This window comes from Bosea sp. Tri-49 (genome assembly GCF_003952665.1).
GTDB lineage: Bacteria > Pseudomonadota > Alphaproteobacteria > Rhizobiales > Beijerinckiaceae > Allobosea.
On the sequence record NZ_CP017947.1, the window covers coordinates 1 to 17,641 of the forward strand.

The following is a 17,641-nucleotide window of genomic DNA, read 5'->3' on the forward strand; positions in this document are numbered from 1 at the left end:
GCCGCGACCGCCGAGCGCCTGCTGCAGCAAGCCGAAATCGGCTCGGCCGGCTCCGTCGAGCACCACCGCCTCGCCATCGAGGATGAAGCTGCCAGCGTCGAGGATGAAGCCGCCTCAGCCGCGATCGAGGGGAAGCGATGCGTCCAGTCATGGCCGCCGCGGGTGATAATCCGCACGCCGCCAGCGTCACGATGGACCGCCAGGCGATAGCCGTCCCACGTAACTTCAAAGGCCCAGTCCGGCCCTGTCGGCGCCTTCGACTGCAGGAGAGCCAAGCAGGGCTCAATCCGTGCCGGCATCGGTTCTGCGAAGAGATCGGGCTTGGCAGCGCCGCGACGCGCTTTGACTGGCGGGCTGCTCACCACCTCGCCGGCAGGCATAGCCCTCAAGACGCGACGCGGCTGCCTCGCCATGCTCAACACCACCGAACGCAACACACTGACGGCGACTCAACGTCATCACGCCTGCCCCGTTCCTAGCGCGGCTAAAAATATCTCTTCTTGGTCAAGGGAATTAGCTCATTTGCAACCTTGCCGAGGTCACATCAGCCACCGCACCAACTCCAGAGAGTAGATCAGATAATGCATCAGCTCATCACCGCGATCCAAAGCGAGGACGATCGCGAGCGCGTGCTGCTGCGTATCCAGGAAATGTCCGGAGCTACCGAGCAATCGCCAGAGGAGGTGGAGCTCATTCTCCTGACCCTGTCGCTGGAACTCTGGGAGCTTCACATGCGAACGGCTGACATGGCCGAGCCGAGCTGCCGCTCGTCCTCAACTCGCGGAACGGTTCTGCGGCCAGACAGTTGAGCCTCCATCAGTTGCGTTGGAGGTTGCGATGCATACTCAGCCGAAACGTTCCGGGCTAAGCGACAAGATCGCGGCCCATCTCAATCCCGCCCATCTGGAGCTCTATCGCGAGATCTGCCATGACGAGGACGGCAAGCGCTATGCCGTCATCGTCTATCGGCCGTTCCCCGATGTGAACGTGACACGTTACGAGCTTGAAGACGGCACCCCAGTGCGCTTCATCGCCGATTGCCTGTTCGAGATTGAGTCGACCGGGCGAACGCTCACGCGCTGCGAGCCGTGACGACCCGCTTTGGCAATCGCCCGATGGACCGTGCCCGCCGCGCGGGCTGCAAAATCCTAACCGCTGCCGAGGGATCAACGAGGCGGCCGGCCGCTACTGCTGCGTCGATAAAGGCAGCCCGTACTTGAGCGGCGGGCATGTGGCCCGTCAACGCTTCCGCGCAGCAGTCCACTGCCCTATGCCATTCCGGGCCGCGAACCGACCATCCAAACAATTGCTCCGCGGCCTTCTCGACCGAGTTCACTATACTGGGTTGGCCGGGATTGGCCGTCTCGACGCGTACGGCCGGGCCGAACCAATGGTGTCGCATGACACACAACTCCCGTTAGGTAACTAGCGACTCAACGCTGATCGCAGCTAGACGTTCCGGTTCAGGAGTTTTGCCGTGACCTATCCGCCAGCCAAGCCGCCAATGGTCTTCTCCCACCTCGCCGGCCGGGAGGTTTCGACCTGGTCGAGCGAATGGGCACCGGCAGTGCGAGGTCGACACCATACTTCGCATGCCGGCGGCTCAGCGGCTGCGCTTCCTGAACGGCTCGGGCAATCCGGAGGATGGGCGGGACGGCCGACCTCTCGTTACCATCCGTGGCCAAGCAGGTGCGGACGCCCTGAAAGCCGACCTTGAGCGGATGGAGGATATCCTGCGGACGCGGCCCAACTGACTTCCGACGGGATCCCGGCAACCCCCCGCGCGACATGCGCGCTCGATGATTAGGCTTTTGCTGACGGCCGATTGTCGATCGAGAGGAAATCCCGCGCCTCACAGAAGTTCTGAGCCGCGAGCCTAAATCGGTGCCAAGCTGGCGTGCCCGCTACCGCAGGCGCTAGCGAGCGATTGAAACGGGGACCGTCCACCGCATCGACCAGCGCATCGGGATCAGTTCGGGCGGCGCGGCAGAGCACTCTGGCGATATGTTCGATGCGGGCCTCGTCCATTCTTGGACTCCTGCCCATCAAGGCAGCTGCAAGGCCTTTGCGCTGATGAGCGCGGCGCAGAATTCCAACAAATCCAAACGTACAAAGTTCCGCTAGGAAACCAAGAACCTTCGCCTCCGCCGGACATTGAGCAAGCATCTGCAATGAGGATGGAGGCGGCCATGCCACGCGAAAAGCCTGGACACGACGACACCGTCGGTCAGCCGCGCCGAGCGTCGGATAGCCGCCCACGGCCGGGCTCGGGAACTCCAACGGCAGAGCCCGCGCCTGCTTCGGCGCCGTCGAAGGTTCGGGAAAGCACCGGCGATCGGAAGCCGTCGGAATTATCGATCCCGGGCGCCCCAGCAAAGGCAGCTGATTCCGAGGCCTTCGGCGAGCTGGCGGCGATCTGGAACGTGTAACGCGATTCTGCGGGCGAAAATCAAGCAATAAAGGACGCACGTCGAGTACCGGCGGGCTAGTGACTGGTCATGTGGCTTTGCCCTTTATCTGCCGCTCGACCACTCAAAAGCGCATCAATCGAGTCGCGAAAATTCAGCCCCTCCACTGGCATCACAAGCCGAGCTCAAACTACCGCTTCGAAACTTAGTTCCGTCGATGGACCGGCCAGCATCTTTTCCGCTACTGGCCGCACGTGCGTAAAGGTCAGGCTCGCGAAATCGCCCGTCCCCGAGTAGTTGAAAGGGCCTGCGACAAACGTCTCGGGAATGTGGTCGGGATCGATGACGGGACTTTCGCTCAAGGCTTCTGCTGCGATTGCGACATTCGGACAAATCTCTGCCTCTCGCCGATGTACGCGGGGGAGCGACTGCACCGGCGAGAGGCATGGCGCTGGTTGGGGAGCGCCGAGATCAAGCTAGCACGCTGCGTCGGAGGGAAAAGGCCCAGGTTCGTCCGCTGGACGAATTCGAGCTACTGGCTCTGAAGGGCTGCCTCTCGCCGACGAGGACCGGGGGAGATGCAAGTCGGCGAGAGGCATGGCGCGAGGATCCCGAGAGCGCCGGGCTATGAACTGGCTAGTCGTCGGCCGGTTCCTCGGGCGCTCCGGTTTTTCTTCGGCCTTCGCCCTTGAAGTCGAGAGAAGCGCGATAGACCTCATTACCGTACCTTGAAGTGGGCTCGCTCGCCGTTCGGAAGAGTTTCCTTCGCCATGTCAACGACCGCTGTGCGTCATCGGTCGCGGCTTGCTCGCTGGGGAAGTCCATTGACTGGCGGGCTGAGCCGCTCGGATCCTTGGTAGTCACCCGGTATTTAGGCATAGCGCTTCTCCTCTTGCGAGGAATGCGCCAGCGCTACTCGGGGTTCCCTAACTCTGCCAGGAACCGGTCAATGGCATGTTCCGCCAAGTTACCGGCGGTCTTATTCCGGAGCAGGCCAGCGACAATATAGGCCAACCGTGTCCGCTCCCCTTCCGGGTCATCGGAACAAAGCCCTCGCTTTCCGATTTCCGCCCAAGCAGCCTCAAGTGCACGTTGTGCTTGCTCGACAGAGGCGGGGTCGTGGAGCGATGACAACGGCATTGCTCCACACCATAGGGCGCCGCGATGCCAATTGGGAGCATAATATGAGCAAGCGGCCGAGGGCTGAGTGGCTTTACCTCGTTGCGCTCGTCGTTGTTGCACTCGCGTGCTGCATCATTCTCGAAGCGCCGACACTGGGGCGATAGCAAGAAAGCCCCGCCTGCGGTGCTGGCGGGGCCGCGGTTATGCTGCACGTCGTCGATACCGCTCGATGGCGCGTTGCGTTAGATCGTCCTCGTCCTCTGCAATAGCCAGCAAGCTGGCGACAATGTAAGCGAGATGCGTTCGTTCGCGCTCGTCGAATGGGTCGGGCAGGGTCAACCGGATTTCGTTCCAAGCTGCATCGAGAGCTGCGCTTGCCCGGGCAAGTTCGACCGGGTCCAATGATCGGGATATCGCGCTCGATCCCCGATACGCGCGTTCGCAGGATGCCGAGCTCTTCCCGGTCGCTCTGCGACCACCCGACATAAGCCCCCGGACGATCACCATTCTGGCGAGGCCTCCTTGGCATGGTCCCCCCGTCGCGGGTTAGCGGGCCGTCACAGAGGGATCATCGACCTTGGCCGCGATCTCCGGCGTAGTCACGATCTGGGTCACCTCCGGCAACGCAGCGGCGGCGGCGACAATTCCGGCCTTGCGGCGAACCCACAGACCATAGGCCGCCGTAGCGATCGTAATGATCGCCCCCACGATGGCCTCAAGCGTGCCGCTATCCAGATAGCCTTTGGCCACGAGGCCGCCGCCGAGGGCCAGGAGGATCTGGCGCAGGAAGCTCCAGAACTGAACGTTGTTGAACATGCTGCTCTCCATGCTGCTGCTGGTGGTGAAGTCGATGCGGGAGCGGCGCTCGAAGGGGCCCGGCCCATGAGCGGCGCGCTACTGGCAGGTGACGAAACTGAATTTCGCCGCTAGCCTCACCCTCGGTGTGGGGTGGGAGTGTTGCGGTGGTTCTGGAAAAGATGATGGCCAACAACCTGAAGGGGATGTGGCTCAGGGTGGCGCTTGTGATTGCGATCGGGACTGCACTCGTACTGCCGATCCTCTGAAGATCAGCTCAGTCGGCCGAGTACATCATTACGAACGTCGAAGCTCGGACAGGCTTTTTCGGCGACCTCGTTGTGGCCGCGGACGCGCGAAATCTTCGGGAACCGCCGCCTCAGCTCACCCGTGAGCTATAGCAAAGCCGAGCGTTGAGCCGGAGTGCGCGTGTCCTTGGCGACCTTCCCGTCGGCACTCACGCCGCCGACATAGGAAATCCCGATCGAGCCCGTGTTGTGGCTCTCAACGTGTGCGCCCACCTGGCCGATAGGGCGGCCAACCATGATTCGGCCGTCGCGATAGATCACGTAGTGGTAGCCGATGTCGGAAAACCCCCGCTGCTTGTGCCAGCTGCGGATGTCGTCGACGGTGTAGTCCTTGCCTTCGGGCGTGGCGGTACAGTGGATGAAAATCGTGTCGATCGGACGGGCGGTGTCGAGCAGCTTGAGGCTCGTCACATTGGGCGGTGCGCCGACGACCCCGCCCGGAATCCTCACGCACGGCACCTCGCCCTGCATCGCCGTCTTGTCGGGCTCCGGCCGAGCGGACTTCGGCGCCGCTAGCGCGCGCTGGAGAGCGGTCTCGGTCTGTGGCCCGGCGATTCCATCGGGGACGAGCCCATTGGCGCGCTGGAAGGCGACGAAGCCCGCCTTGGTCAGCGGTCCGCTCTTCCCGTCGATTGAGCCAGGCTTGAAGCCGAGCGCTATCAGCACCTGCTGAAGTTCAGCGTTCGTCATAATGTGCTCCGGGCACGAAAAAAGCCGCGAAGGCGGCTGGTTGGAGGTCACGCAAACGCCAAAAGCCCGATTTCCCAGTTGTCGTTGTTGCAGAAGCTGCCAGCAGTTGCAGCGCTGACTAGGCGCTTCGAGAATGAGACCGAGTTTTTCTGCTAAGACCGCTATAAAAATACCTTGCGCCGATGAGTAGAATCGTCGATCAGATTGAGATTGATCGTGAATTCAATGTGAGAAAAAGAAATGTCAGAAGATGATCAGGACGTTGTCGCGCTCGCGGCCCATATCGTGTCGGCTTTCGTGGCGAACAACAGTGTGCCGCAAACTGACTTGGCGGCTTTGATTGCTAGCACGCATGCGGCGCTAGCTGGCCTTGGGCAATCTCAGGCTCCGGCACCTGAAGAGAAGGCCGTGCCCGCGGTGTCCATCAAGAAATCCATCACCCCAGATTATTTGATCTGCCTTGAGGACGGCAAAAAGTACAAGTCGCTGAAGCGCCATCTGCGGACTTCTTATGACATGACGCCCGAAGAATATCGGGCCAAGTGGGGATTGCCTATCGACTACCCGATGGTCGCTCCCGCGTATGCTGAGGCGCGCTCGCAGCTCGCCAAGAAGATGGGGCTTGGACAGCAGCGCAGGAAGGCGCCGCCTGCCCGCCCTCGGGCGAAGGCTAAGGCTTAAGCGACATGGCGGCGAGCTAGATGGTCAGCTCGCCGCCCGAAGGCGGCTCGAAGGAACCGGGGCCGAGTCTTACTATGGCCAGCTGATCGCTGGCAGTTCCGCGACTATCTCAGCGACCGTAGGCTGCTCGCGTTCGCCGCCTTCGACTTTTGCCAGTTCGGCATAGGCGTAGACCCAAACTGCGTCGCGCCAGGCGACAAGAGCTGCCGCCTCGGCCGCCCAAGCCGGGTTGGTCGAGTCGAGATAGGACGCGCAGATTAGCCCGCTATCGTAATTGCGGGCCTGCGCCGTCGCATCGACATGTGCTTGGATGGCGCGACGGTAATGCTCGACCGTGAGTTCTGGTTCAGGCGGTGGTGGCTCTAGGCCTAGATCGTCGCCCATCTCTATTGCGCGCTCTACCGCTTCTGACCACAGCGGCTCATCGCCTTCGAGCACGTGATAGGGCATGCCGGAGACTTGGGCGACGAACGAGCCATCGGCCCTACGATAGGTTAGGTCAATCATGTGATCCTCAGAGCCCGGCCCACCAAGCGGTACCGCTGATTCCGCTTGCTACAGTTGTCCCTCCGGCGGAGATGCCGGAGGTTTGAGCAAAGTTCACCGCACCCGACACGACGCTTATGCCCCAGTAGTACCAGAGCCAAGTGCCGCTCGCCGGGAGGGTGAACGGGGTGGCGTCTACGCCAGGCGCTTTGACGAACTGCCCGACACCCGATCCCGTCTGCGGTTGGGGCCCGGCGCCGATCGCGGTTCGGCCCGTGGCGGCGTCGGCCGCCATCAGGACGGCCTCACCTACAGCGGTCGCTCCGATGATCGCGCGCACCTGAGCAGGGGGCAGATCCTCCGGGTCTCCGGTGGACGCCGTGGCGCGACCTTTGATCGTACCCGCCGCCACGTTGGCGAGCTTGGCGTTAGTGGTCCCGTCGTTGGCTAGTTTCGTTGTCGCCATCGCCAGGCGTGACCAGCTCAATGCGCGTCACGGTCTCGATCGGTCCGCCGCTGCCGCCTGTCAGAGCAACCTTGTCGCCGTACTTCTTCGGCTGGAGCTTGCTCGCCATCCACTTGCGGGCGTCGAGCCGTAGCTTCGATCGCTGAATATGTTCGCCGTTGACGAGCCACGCCTCGTTCTCATCATCGGCGCGAGACAGCATCCAGTCGTTCGTGCCGTCGTCTGCGATGTCCAGAATCTCGTCGAATAGAGCATCGGCCTGCGCTTCCTTGGCGCGCGCGTACTGCTCCGAGAACCCTCATGGTCGCGAAGCCATTTGAAAACCGTGCTTGCGGCCGGCATGTCCTCGGCTTTGCAGATCGACCGCAGGCTTACGCCCGAGACAAGCTCGTCGCAGATGCGGTCAGCGATCTCCGGCGTGAACTCTGACGGCCTTCCCATCCCCTGCTCCCAAACGAAAAACCCCGTCTGGAGGACGGGGTCGCATGAAATAAATGCGCATATTTCGCGTATTTTTGTTAACTGATACACAGATTTTGCGCACACGTCGGTCACTCACGGCTGGCCGAAGGAGGTGACCCGCTTGAGACTACGGTATGTGAAGCTTGAGATCAGACTTTGGTTTGCCCGCCTACTTCTGATCTTCAAGTGACGCTAAAGGGGGTCGGGCGAAAGCCCGGCTCCTACCGAAAACAAGCGGGTCACCTGCCTGGTAGGATAGCTCGGAAAGGCGTGTACTTCAATGACTGGCGCTGAATTCGCCGCGATGCGAAAGGTCTGTGGTCTGACGCAGTCGGCTCTCTCTGCTCACTTCGGTTTGAGCCTGCGAGCTGTGCAGGACATCGAGGCGACCGAGGGACATGTGAAGAGCCACTACACCTTGGCGCTTGAGCGGGTCGCCCTCAACTGCGCCTATGTGCAGGCTAACCCGATGATCGCTCCGCCTATCGTTCGGAAAGAGGCTCTTCAGGTCGCAGGGATGATTACTGGTGGAGCGACTGTGCCGCGCGCTTGAATGGCGCTGGGAGAATACGCTCATCACGCGGCCTTTGCCTTGTCGAATTCGCGCTGCGTGGTGAACCCCAGGATGATCGTGAATTCCTGGCCTTTCGTCGCGTCGCGTCGCGTCGTGCTGCTGGAGTTTGGGATACGTCGTCGACTGGAAGACTTGGGAGCCGACGATCTCGTCTCCGTTGCGTGCCGCCTGCTCGTGCAGCGAAGCCTTGGCGCTCACGACCTTGTTGGCGTCGCCGGTGGCGTACTCGTAGCGCATCTCGTCCCCCTTTGAAGGCCGCATTGCATCCGCGCCATAATCTCGCGCGTATATGCTGAATGCCTATGCTTAAACGCCGCACGCGGGACGCGGAGAAGAATCCTAACACGACGGAGAAAGAGCAGATTCCTGTCGGGAAGCCTGGATCCAAGAAGTAGAGCGACCTTGCCGACTCGAGAATGATGACTTTGAATGGCCGAGCAAGCGCGGACGCCTACCAATATGAGGCTTACAGAAGAGGTGCTCGGCCAGCGGTAGTAGCGTGCGCGCGATCCGGGAGGAAATAACATGTCCGACGTAAAAACGACGGCCTACTTCGGCGAGGGCTCGCCCCAAGCCGTGGCCTTCAAGCTGCTGAAGGAAGTTGCATATGCAGAAAGTAAAGAACTCAGCGTGAGTGGCGCGGCTGACAGCAAGCCAGATCGGAAATGGATTCTCGACACCTTTGCCGAGTGTCTCAGCGCAGCACATGGCTTTCGCCAGCTCAAGTGAGCATGTCTACCTAACCGCCACCAGCGCGCGCCGCAGCCCGCTCGCGATCGAGACGGGGCTGCTCTCAAAGCCTAGATGCCGCCGATGCCCAAGCTGACCCGCCCTGCGTTTCTGCCACCGGGCTATCTTGTTGCCACGAGCGCCTGGCTTCGGCTTGTTTCGATCGGGGCTCAGGGCGAGACAATGTCCTGCGCTTTCGATGGAACAGGCGATGCGATGTCGGGTTGGTGTACGCCTGCAATGTGCTGGCAGGAGTAACCGCATGACCACTGAAGCTGCGATGAGCACTCTGCACGCCTACGGCTCGGTTCGAGCTACTGTGCAGATTTGGGGCTCGACCTTTACCTCGCGATCTTTCGATACTCTGCGCGAGGCTCTTCTCTTCCTCGGGGATAAAGGTGGGGATGAGTCGCCGCCTTCGATAGAGATCCATTCCGACGACGGAATCGTTTCGGTAAGCGGACCAGGGCTGCAGACGCTGATCGCGCAGGCCAAGGCCGTCCGCTCTGCGAGCTAACTCAGGCGAAAGTCCGGCCTCAAAGGGCTGGGCTTTCCTCGACGGATCTCAATCCAGGGCACATGGGAAAGCCCGCAGGGCGAACTCAAACGACAACGCCCGCGGGCCTTCGGCTGCGGGCGCAATTCAATCGCTGGAATTTATGATGTGTACGCGCCGTCAACCGAGCGCACGGTCTGGTAGTGGGTCAGTTTGAAAATCTGGCCGCAAGCCGTTCAGCAGAGGGACTGCCAAAGTTGTGCGCCCATGCCTCGGCCTTCGCGATTTCTGGACGGAGTTTTTCCAAGGCATCCGATTGCCAATATTCGCGCACCGATCCAAGCGGCATGGCATCAGTCTCGGAGTCGATCCCAACGAATGCCATCGCATCAGGGTCGGTCTCAAGATCGGCAGGAAAGCGCAGAAGGCAATTCTTCGCGCGCCTTCGATATAGGACATCGCGCCGGACAACATGGCTTGAGCCGTTCTGCTAATCTCAGTCCGGGCTTCCTCTTTCGTCATTTGTCGCGCCTTTAGGCTGCTGATTTTTTGTAGGGCCCGCGCTTGGCAGGTGCTTCCTCGCCAGCCTCAACCAAAGCCACGATATCGGCAACTTCCCAAAGCTTATCCGAAACGCCTGCCGCCATGGCCGGCGACATCAGCAGCTTCGAATGGATGCGGACGAAGTTGAAATACATCATGTGGAGCGCGACGGCGGCGACGGCGAAGGCGTGGTTCTCGACCTTCTTGGAAAAGCCATTGGTGAGCCGTGTGAAGCGGCGCATATGCTTCCGCATCGTGAGGTTCGAACGCTCGACGTAGGACGTGCTGACATGCGCCAGAGCAGGGTTGCCCTCGACCTTGGTCTTCTTGATGCCGGTGCAATCGGCCGGGCTGTAGCGCTATGGTCCAACTCGCCCCAATGCGTCTGTGGCTCCGCGCTTATGAGTTTACGGCCTAATCAACGCGACATGTGCGGTGCGCCCAATTTCATCTCAGCCTAGCCTTCCGTCGCGCCATTATGGCGCATTGGAGAACGGCCATGTTGAAGTCTGGAACGAGCTCATATGAGGTCTAGAAGAAGCGGCTAGAGGAAGGGACTGTCGCCGCGGGACAGCGCCATCGGCGTGAAGGCGATGCGGCCTCCTGGCGCGCATGGCAGGACACTTTAGCGCGCGAGACCGAATTGCGGCGACGCCGATCCGGGTGAAACGAAAAAGCCCCGCCGGCGCGAACCGACGGGGCTTTACATTTTAACTCTGCCTCTCGCCGATGTACGCGGGGGAGCGACTGCACCGACGAGAGGCATGGCGCTGGCAGTGGAAGCGCCATTTCCAAGCTAGCATGCTGCATTTGAAGGAAAAGGTAGAAACGTCCGCCAGACAAACTCATCTGCCGGCCCGGAAGGGCTGCCTCTCGCCGACGAGGACCGGGGGAGATGCAAGTCGGCGAGAGGCATGGCGCGAGGATCCCGAGAGCGCCGGGCTATGAACCGGCTAGTCGTCGGCGGGTTCCTCAGGCGCCCCAGCTTTTCTCCGGCCGCGGCCTTTGAAGTCGAGCGAAGCGCGATAGACCTCATCACCGGCCTGATCTTGAACTCGTACCTTGAAGTGGGCTCGCTCGCCGTTCGGAAGAGTTTCCTTCGCCATGTCAACGAGCGACCGCTGAGCGTCATCAGTCGCGGCTTGCTCGGTGGGGAAGTCCATCGACTGGCGGGCTGAACCGCTCGGATCCTTGGTGGTCACCCGGTATTTAGGCATAGCGCTTCTCCTCTTGCGAAGAATGCGCCAGCGCTACTCGGGGTTCCCTATAGGGCAATAGCAATAAAGCCGCGCCGCGGTGCTGCGATCACGCTGCACGTCGTCGATACCGCTCGATGGCGCGTTGCGTTAAATCGTCCTCGTCCTCCGCGATATCCAGCAAGCTGGCGACAATGTAAGCGAGATGCGTTCGTTCTCGCTCGTCGTATGGGTCGGGTATGGTCAACCGGATTTCGTTCCAAGCTGCATCGAGAGCTGCGCTTGCCCGGGCAAGTTCGACCGGGTCCAATGATCGGAATGGCATGTCCTTTCCCCATGCAAAACCACCAGACGGGCAAAATTTAGGGCGCCTGCGTTCGACGGCAATATCAAAAGACAAAAAGCCCCGCCGGCGGATGCCAGCGGGGCCGAGAGTTGGGCTTTCGGAGGCTGTAAAACGCCGGAAGCCCATGCCGGTTCAAACCGATCCCTGTTCCGAGCGCGTTGTGCCAAGATCTTGGTGCAGCGCATGGTGTCCTCGACCACCACGCTTGAGGTAAGGGGCAGCGCAATGCGAGCCGCGCCGCTCTCTCCTCTCATGCTCGCTTGGTGTGAGGCCACCTCATTACTTGTCCAGACATGACCAGGCGATCGCGACCAGCTTCTTTGGCGAAATACAGCGCGCGATCGGCGGCTTCGACCAATGAGATACAGCCCTTCGAAGCGGCAGGATCGGGCCATGCGCTCGCACCTCCCATGCTTGCCGTCACGAGTTCGGAGGGCGGGTTCAGCGCGTGCGGAATCTGGGCGTCGCGAAGGGCCTCGAGCAGCCTCGCGCCAACTTGCTCGCAGCCTTCGAAATCCGCGGTCGGCAGGAGAAGGGCAAGCTCCTCTCCGCCATATCTGGCAGCCAGATCAGCTGGCCGCCGCGCATGCGCGGCCAGGATGCCCGCCACGGTACGCAAGCAGCTATCTCCCGCCGGATGTCCGTAGCGATCATTGTATTTCTTGAAATGGTCGATATCGATCATCAGCAGGGATAGAGGTGTGCCTTCCCTCGCGGCCCTGGCCCATTCCTGCTCCAGCCGCTCGTCGAAGGAGCGGCGATTGGCGAGGCCCGTCAGTCCGTCCAACGCCGCCAGCGCCGCGAGCTTGTCTTCCAGGTCCTTGTGTTCCGTCATGTCGCGCGAAATCGCCACGACGCCGTCGACCATGCCGGTGACCGGCGTTCTCGTCGCGCGCAGGGCCGTCTCGATCCAGATCTCCGTCTTCTCTCGATGTCGTGTGCGATAGATGATCTTGGTCTCTTCGATATCGCCGCGCTTCAGTGAGGCGACCGTCTGTTCGACGCGGGGCAGATCCTCTTGGTTGACGCCCGCCAGGGCTGGCGTTCCCACGAGTTGCTCGGGATCCCAGCCGAGGACGCGCGTGGTCGATGGCGAGGCGTAAAGAATGCACTCGTCGAAGCCGATCCGCATGACCATGTCGCTAGACTCTTCCGCAAGCAGGCGGAAATCCGCCTCCGTTGCGGCTAAGGCCGCCGCGAGGCGTTGACGCGCAAAGAGCTGGCGCACGAGATACAGGCCGATGGCACCGATGACCGCTGTCAGCGTCAGGACGATGGCCGTCCGTATCAGGGCGCCCTGCCGCCACGGCGCCAGAACATCCTCCTGCGCTTCGGTCGCGAGAAGCAGCAAGGGATAGCGTTCGCTGAACCGGTAGGCGCTCAGGCGCCGCACGCCGTCTAGCGGCGATTTGAAATAGTAGGTGCTGGCGAAGGGACGTGTTGTGCGCTCCTTCAGGAGAGGCGTCCTCGACATGTCGCGCCCGACATACGTGCCATCGTCGGGGCTGCGGGCAAGCAAAATGCCATTGGCACTGAGCAATGTGACAGCGCCGTTCGGTCCGAGATCGAACCGGCTGTAAAACTGCGAAAAATAGGCAGCGTCGATCGTCGCAAGCACAACGCCAGCAAAAGTCCCGTCGGGATGGTTGAGGCGGCGGGACACGGTGATGATCCATTGTCCACCTGACCGGCTCTTAACGGGTTGGCCCAAATGGGGGCGCTGATCATCCGACTGGCGGTGATGCTGGAAATAAGCCCGGTCACTATTGTTGAGACCAGCGAGGGGGACCTTCTCCGTGGTTGCCAGCCAACGACCAGCTTCATCGTAGACGAAAAGGCCCCTGATACGCCCCAAAGTCGGCTTGCGCAGGTCCAGAAAACTCTGGACACGGGCGATCGCGGCAGGATCTGTCCCATTTGTCTCAAGACGGCTGGCCAAACCAATCAATATCGCATCGGCAAGCTCGACAGTGTCCTCCGCATGTTGCGTGAGCGAGCGCGCCAGATTGGCCATATCGACTTCGGCAGTCTTTAGATCGGCGCTTCTGGACGTCCATTCCCGCCACCCGCTCAAGGCGAGCATCGTGGCGCAGGCCAACAGCACAAAAATGGCTGCCCAGAGGGGAAGGCGCGGCAAGGCTTCGGCGCGGTTATCAATGCGAACCGCCATACGGCAGGCTCCCTTCGAATCGAAGATTCGCATCGCCATCTTAACAAAGCGAGTCCGGGGCAGCTCGGATATTAACCTTGGGGGCAGCTGGAGACCGTCCAAAGATTGGCTCACGTTCGAGACGGGGACGGAAAGACGCTGCAGGCATGGCTGACCATTTCGGCGGATCTACACCCGAGCCGGTCACTCAAGCTGGGCAAATGTGCAGCCTGGGTTGCGCCAGAAACCGACCTTGGCACGGTGGCTGGAAGTGGACTTCGCCAATTGTTGGAGTCTCGCCACTATTGCCAAGTAAAAAAAGTATAATCTATCGCCAAAAGGGGATTGACTTAGCGGAAGTTAGCGGTTGAGTTGTGTTTTAATCAGGGGGCGAGATATGAATCGTCATCTGCAACTTAACGGCACCCAGCGCGCTCAGAGATGGAGCAGTGCTCGCCGCTCTACTGGCATAATGCACTTTTCGCTCTCTCCAACAATCCGAGGGGCACGCTATGACCAACCCTTGGAAGCCCGCGCTACCTGAACCGGTCGGCATGTTGCTGAAAGTCGCGACGCCGGCGGCGGCTTCGCGACTAGTGCCAAGGCACTGACACGCGGGGCCGAGCCACTGCTTCGCGTCGACGAGACGGACGATGGGTTGGGATTTGGACCAGCAGCGGCTGCAACTTGGTTCCGCACCGAAGCGAGTGAGAATCCCTGGGACCAAGCGCTTGCGATGATGCGCATGGGGTTTGCAGTGGGCAGTGGTGATCTTCTCGCAGCAGAACCCGAGTTCGAACGACAATGGGTCTCTGGTCCGCTCGCCTCGTCATGCGTTGCCGATTCGCAGGACGGCGGCGGTGGCCGCGCGATAGAACCACATTCGCGTTGGCATCTAGAGGCAGACTTCAATGGACTGGCCGATGCTCGGTCGATGGTTGCCGCTGCCGACCAAACTCAGGTGCTCGTTGCGCATCTGGATACTGGCTATGATCCTCGTCACCGGTTTTGCCCCACTAAAATTGCCTTTGGGCTGCGCAATTAAGGAGAAGGCAAGCCCGACAGTGCAGAGGACGTGACGCCGTCGGGGGCGTCCTTCGCAACCGTGGCCACGGTACAGGTACCATCGGAATTCTCGCTGGCCGCGAGATCGGTGGCGCTCCTGAGGTTTCTGTCCTGCCGATCCGGATCGCGGATTGGGTCGTCAGATACCGCACCGGAACTATGGCGCAGGGCTTCGACTATGCGCTCGGCCGTGGCGCCCACGTACTCTCCATGAGCATGGGCGGATTAGCGTCGGCCGTCCTCGCCGAGGTGGTCAACAAGGCCTATGCGGCCGGAATGGTGAGGGTCACCGCGGCGGGTAACAACTTCTCGGGCCTGCCCGTACGCTCGATAGTCTATCCAGCACGAATGCGGCGCGTGGTTGCTGCATGCGGCGTGATGGCGAACATGCGCTCGTACAGCGGTCTTGACACCATGGAAGGGTGCTACGGCCCCGCAAGCAAGATGCGCACTGCGCTCTCGGCTTCACTCCCAACATCCCGTGGCCGGAGATCGGTCGCGCGACGGTGGTTGATGAAGACGGGCAGGGTACCTCGGCAGCAACCCCACTGCTCGCAGCAGCCGCGGCCCTCTGGATTGCCAAACACTGGAGTGCGTTCAATCGCCTTGCTGGCTGGCGAAAAGGGGAGGCCGTACGGCAGGCGCTGTTTCGGTGGGCCTCTCTAGGTTCCAGAGCAAATCCCGACTCGAAGCTCGGCTGGGGGGCGGTGAGGGCTGCGGCGATGCTCGCCATCCGTCCCGCCGATCTTGGTTCTCATACCGAGTAGCCGCGCGCGACTGCGGCTTGGGCGTGGGTGAAACTGCTGACCGGACGTGGGACCGGCTTAGCTGCCGCCGGCCTCCAGTCCGCTGATGGTCTGCTTGGGCTCGAATTGGTTCAACTCGCACAGCGCGACGTCTCGGTTGCCGACGCGGTCCCAGACCCCGATGCCGACAGGCAGAGGCCAACCTCACGAAATCGGCTGCTGGAAGCGGCGGCAGCCTCTCCACTCGCGTCTCGGGCGGGCGCCCAGCGCGGCGGTCGCGCCGCTGACGGCCCCGAGAAAGCTGCGGCGGTCGAGATCTGTCGGCCTGCGGGTCGTCGTCTCGTCTCCTTCCAGCTCAGAATTGCCAGCCTGCGGGCACCCAGGCGTAGCCGCTGTCCGTCCGCAGCAGATGGCCGAGGCCCGGGAACGGATAGTGAAAGCCGAGAACCGGGATGCGGTCGGCCGCCGCGCGATCGAAGATGCGTCGGCGCGCGCCGAGCGCGGCGTCCCCGTCACGATCCGGGCCTGGCCGCCACGGCCTGTCGATGTTGACGACCGGGTGGTAGGCGAGGTCGGCCGTGAGAAGCAGCTGGTCACGGCCCGAATGGACGAGAAACGAGACCATGCCGGGAGTATGGCCAGCAGCCGCGATGGTCGTCAGTCCCGGAACGATCTCCGCGCCCGCCTCGTAGAGTTCCACGCTCTTGGCGATAGGCTCGACGCTGCGCTTGATCGCAGCGCCGAAGCGCCGCCGAAAGTCCTCGGGGACGGGCATGTAGGACAGGTCGGGCTCACTGCTGACGAAGAAATCCCAGTCCGCCTTGGGGGCGAAGACGGTCGCGCGCGGAAAGGCGGGTCCTCCGTCGGCGGTTCGCAGATTGCCGACATGGTCGGGGTGCGTATGCGAGACGACGACGACATCGATGTCGCGCGCGCTCAGGCCGATCTCGGCCAGGCGGGCGAAGACCCGGCCGCCGTTCGGGCCCATCGTCTGACCCGCGCCCGCCTCCAGCAGGATGCGCCGGGCTCCAACTTCGAGCAGGAGGGTGTTGAGATTCAGCGTCATGTGGTCTGTCGGCAGGAAGGCGCGCTGCAGGACGTCCTTCAGCTCCTGCTCTGGCGCGTCGCTGGCGTAGACGCGCGGCGGACCGCCGATCAGCCCGTCGCTAAGCACCGTCGCGCCGACCTCGCCAATCCGGAAGCGATAGTGACCTGCGTTGCCGCTCGGTGGTTGCAGCGCCTGAGCACGGGCCTCTCCGGCACCGCCTCCGGGAACCAGCCCGGTTGCGCCGAGGAGTGCGGACAAGACGATCTTGCGGCGGTTCATGGTGATGATCGTCATGGTTTCCCTCGCGGCCGGATCGGTCGATCAGGTTCAAGATGACGGTGCAAGATTGATCGGATAAGATATCTTCTCCCGATCAGCTTGATAAGTAAAATGCCGCAATGAGACCGCTCCGCCTCGACAGTCTCGACGTCTTCGCATCGATCGTCAGATGCGGGGGCTTTCGCGCGGCGGCGGCGGAGCGAGGCGTCTCGTCGGCGGCGCTGAGCCAGAGCATCGGCGCGCTGGAGGGAACGCTAGGACTGCGCCTGCTGAATCGAACCACGCGCAGCGTCGCGCCCACGGAAGCCGGAGCGCGGCTTTACGAACGGCTTATTCCGGCCTTGCGCGACATCAGGCTGGCGATCGAGGACCTCGACCGGCTACGCGAGACCCCGACGGGCACGCTGCGGATCAATGCACCCGGCCCGGCAGTCGACCACGTGCTGTGCCCGCTGGTCTTTGACTTCATGCGACGCTTTCCGGAGGTGAAGGTCGATCTGATCAGCGACGCGGCGATCATCGATATTGTGCAGCAGGGCTTCGATGCCGGAGTGCGGTTCGGCAAGCACCTGGAGCAGGACATGATCGCGGTGCCGCTCGGGCCTGCCTTGCGCTACACGATCGTCGCCTCGCCGAACTATCTTCGGGGTCGCGCCGCGCCAGTGACACCGCCCGATCTGATTGGATTCGACTGCATCCGCCGTCGCTTCCCCGGAGGAACGATCGTCAGCTGGCAATTCGAAAAGGGGGGTGAGCGCCTGGCGATCACGCCTGAAGGCCGCCTGACGCTGAGCTCGGCGCATCAGGAGCTGCAGGCGGCGCTGACGGAACAAGGCATCGCGCATGTCTTCGAGGATTATGCGAAGCCGCATCTCAATGAGGGCCGCCTGGTCGAACTGCTACCCGACTGGTCGCCCGAGCTGCCGAGCTGGTTTCTTTACTACCCCAACAGGCGCCACCAGAGCGCGGCCATGTCTGTGTTCCTGCAGCACATCCGCGACTTCAAGTGGAACGCCGAGTCGTAATCGCGTTTCGCAGAACGTCGGCTTACG

The 17,641-nt window shown here is 61.9% G+C and carries 18 protein-coding genes and 3 pseudogenes; 9 read left to right on the forward strand and 12 right to left on the reverse strand.

The window, feature by feature from the left end:
• Positions 1–380: pseudogene (locus tag BLM15_RS32010) on the reverse strand (ATP-dependent DNA ligase); the annotation flags it as partial.
• Positions 381–581: 201 nt separating this feature from the next.
• On the opposite strand from BLM15_RS32010, the gene BLM15_RS28995 reads away from it, so the two are divergent.
• The gene (locus BLM15_RS28995) at positions 582–809 is read left to right on the forward strand and encodes a hypothetical protein (RefSeq protein WP_126116410.1); all 228 of its coding nucleotides are present in this window, start codon (positions 582–584) and stop codon (positions 807–809) included.
• Positions 810–837: 28 nt separating this feature from the next.
• Entirely contained in the window at positions 838–1,092 is a 255-nt protein-coding gene (locus BLM15_RS29000; RefSeq protein WP_126116411.1) for a hypothetical protein, read from the forward strand.
• Here the strand turns inward: BLM15_RS29000 and BLM15_RS32355 are convergent.
• On the reverse strand, positions 1,073–1,402 hold the full coding sequence (locus BLM15_RS32355) for a DUF982 domain-containing protein (RefSeq protein ID WP_126116412.1): 330 nt from the start codon (positions 1,400–1,402) through the stop codon (positions 1,073–1,075). The genes BLM15_RS29000 and BLM15_RS32355 overlap by 20 nt on opposite strands.
• Positions 1,403–1,592: 190 nt before the next feature.
• On the opposite strand from BLM15_RS32355, the gene BLM15_RS32360 reads away from it, so the two are divergent.
• Positions 1,593–1,754: a hypothetical protein gene (locus BLM15_RS32360; RefSeq protein WP_442859483.1), complete on the forward strand. Its 162-nt coding sequence runs from the start codon at positions 1,593–1,595 to the stop codon at positions 1,752–1,754.
• Positions 1,755–1,803: 49 nt separating this feature from the next.
• On the opposite strand, the gene BLM15_RS29010 is transcribed toward BLM15_RS32360, so the two are convergent.
• The 3 genes from BLM15_RS29010 to BLM15_RS32015 all read right to left on the reverse strand — a co-directional run bounded on the left by BLM15_RS29010 (position 1,804) and on the right by BLM15_RS32015 (position 5,323).
• A complete protein-coding gene (locus BLM15_RS29010) occupies positions 1,804–2,028 on the reverse strand; it encodes a hypothetical protein (protein ID WP_126116413.1) in 225 nt (74 codons plus the stop codon).
• A gap of 2,048 nt (positions 2,029–4,076) precedes the next feature.
• Entirely contained in the window at positions 4,077–4,346 is a 270-nt protein-coding gene (locus tag BLM15_RS29015; protein ID WP_126116414.1) for a Pam3-gp28 family putative phage holin, read from the reverse strand.
• Between the two features lie 374 nt (positions 4,347–4,720).
• Positions 4,721–5,323 carry a peptidoglycan recognition protein family protein gene (locus BLM15_RS32015; RefSeq protein ID WP_206734937.1) on the reverse strand — a complete coding sequence of 201 codons (603 nt, stop codon included), beginning with the start codon at positions 5,321–5,323 and terminating at the stop codon, positions 4,721–4,723.
• Positions 5,324–5,563: 240 nt separating this feature from the next.
• Between BLM15_RS32015 and BLM15_RS29030 the strand changes: the two genes are divergently transcribed.
• Positions 5,564–6,004 carry a Ros/MucR family transcriptional regulator gene (locus BLM15_RS29030; RefSeq protein WP_126116415.1) on the forward strand — a complete coding sequence of 147 codons (441 nt, stop codon included), beginning with the start codon at positions 5,564–5,566 and terminating at the stop codon, positions 6,002–6,004.
• Between the two features lie 72 nt (positions 6,005–6,076).
• Here BLM15_RS29030 and BLM15_RS29035 read toward each other — a convergent pair whose 3' ends face one another.
• The 3 genes and pseudogenes from BLM15_RS29035 to BLM15_RS29045 form a co-directional block, all read right to left on the reverse strand.
• Positions 6,077–6,511 (reverse strand): hypothetical protein, encoded by a 435-nt coding sequence (locus BLM15_RS29035; protein WP_126116416.1) that lies wholly within the window; start codon positions 6,509–6,511, stop codon positions 6,077–6,079.
• A 407-nt stretch (positions 6,512–6,918) separates the two neighbouring features.
• Positions 6,919–7,397, reverse strand: a pseudogene (locus BLM15_RS32365) (terminase small subunit-like protein).
• 298 nt (positions 7,398–7,695) lie between these two features.
• Complete coding sequence (locus tag BLM15_RS29045) at positions 7,696–8,229, reverse strand: hypothetical protein (RefSeq protein WP_126116417.1); 534 nt, start codon at positions 8,227–8,229, stop codon at positions 7,696–7,698.
• Between the two features lie 288 nt (positions 8,230–8,517).
• Here BLM15_RS29045 and BLM15_RS29050 point away from each other — a divergent pair, with 288 nt between their 5' ends.
• Together BLM15_RS29050 and BLM15_RS29055 are read left to right on the forward strand one after the other, a co-directional pair.
• Positions 8,518–8,721, forward strand: coding sequence for a hypothetical protein (locus BLM15_RS29050; protein ID WP_126116418.1), 204 nt, complete (start codon positions 8,518–8,520; stop codon positions 8,719–8,721).
• 262 nt (positions 8,722–8,983) lie between these two features.
• On the forward strand, positions 8,984–9,238 hold the full coding sequence (locus BLM15_RS29055; protein WP_126116419.1) for a hypothetical protein: 255 nt from the start codon (positions 8,984–8,986) through the stop codon (positions 9,236–9,238).
• Between the two features lie 512 nt (positions 9,239–9,750).
• On the opposite strand, the pseudogene BLM15_RS29060 reads toward BLM15_RS29055, so the two are convergent.
• The 3 genes and pseudogenes from BLM15_RS29060 to BLM15_RS29070 all read right to left on the reverse strand — a co-directional run.
• A pseudogene (locus BLM15_RS29060) lies at positions 9,751–10,119 on the reverse strand (IS1 family transposase); the annotation flags it as partial.
• 594 nt (positions 10,120–10,713) lie between these two features.
• Positions 10,714–10,977, reverse strand: coding sequence for a DUF6894 family protein (locus tag BLM15_RS29065; protein WP_126116420.1), 264 nt, complete (start codon positions 10,975–10,977; stop codon positions 10,714–10,716).
• Positions 10,978–11,552: 575 nt separating this feature from the next.
• Positions 11,553–13,472 (reverse strand): diguanylate cyclase domain-containing protein, encoded by a 1,920-nt coding sequence (locus BLM15_RS29070; RefSeq protein WP_126116421.1) that lies wholly within the window; start codon positions 13,470–13,472, stop codon positions 11,553–11,555.
• 1,128 nt (positions 13,473–14,600) lie between these two features.
• On the opposite strand from BLM15_RS29070, the gene BLM15_RS32370 reads away from it, so the two are divergent.
• Both BLM15_RS32370 and BLM15_RS32375 read left to right on the forward strand, forming a co-directional pair.
• Positions 14,601–15,182 carry a S8 family serine peptidase gene (locus BLM15_RS32370; RefSeq protein WP_442859485.1) on the forward strand — a complete coding sequence of 194 codons (582 nt, stop codon included), beginning with the start codon at positions 14,601–14,603 and terminating at the stop codon, positions 15,180–15,182.
• The gene (locus tag BLM15_RS32375) at positions 15,092–15,283 is read left to right on the forward strand and encodes a hypothetical protein (RefSeq protein ID WP_442859486.1); all 192 of its coding nucleotides are present in this window, start codon (positions 15,092–15,094) and stop codon (positions 15,281–15,283) included. Before BLM15_RS32370 ends, BLM15_RS32375 begins: the two co-directional genes overlap by 91 nt.
• Positions 15,284–15,617: 334 nt before the next feature.
• On the opposite strand, the gene BLM15_RS29080 is transcribed toward BLM15_RS32375, so the two are convergent.
• Complete coding sequence (locus tag BLM15_RS29080; RefSeq protein ID WP_126116422.1) at positions 15,618–16,604, reverse strand: MBL fold metallo-hydrolase; 987 nt, start codon at positions 16,602–16,604, stop codon at positions 15,618–15,620.
• 104 nt (positions 16,605–16,708) lie between these two features.
• On the opposite strand from BLM15_RS29080, the gene BLM15_RS29085 reads away from it, so the two are divergent.
• A complete protein-coding gene (locus tag BLM15_RS29085; RefSeq protein WP_126116423.1) occupies positions 16,709–17,614 on the forward strand; it encodes a LysR family transcriptional regulator in 906 nt (301 codons plus the stop codon).
• Positions 17,615–17,641: the final 27 nt, after the last annotated feature.